1 pseudogene is annotated in these 319 nt (G+C 76.2%); it reads left to right on the forward strand.

The window, feature by feature from the left end:
- Positions 1-319: pseudogene (locus ADK67_RS52510) on the forward strand (tetratricopeptide repeat protein); the annotation flags it as partial.

The raw sequence follows: 319 nt of genomic DNA on the forward strand, positions 1-319 counted from the left end.
CGTCGACCTCGACGCCCAGGCCGCGCTGTACCGCAGCCTGGTGGCCGGGCGGCGGATGCTGGTCGTGCTGGACAACGCCGCCACCAGCGACCAGGTCGTCCCCCTGCTGCCCGGCTCGCCGTCCTGCACGGTGCTGGTCACCGGCCGTCACCGGCTGGCCTCGCTGATCGATCGGCACGGCGCCCGCCACCTGCCCCTCGACGTCCTGTCCCCAAAGGAAGCCCGCGGCCTGCTGGCCGCCCGCCTGGGCGCCGACCGCGTCGCCGCCGAACCCGAGGCGGTGGACGAGCTGATCGGGCTGTGCGGGGGCCACCCGCTG

The organism is Saccharothrix sp. NRRL B-16348, from assembly GCF_001280085.1.
GTDB lineage: Bacteria > Actinomycetota > Actinomycetes > Mycobacteriales > Pseudonocardiaceae > Actinosynnema.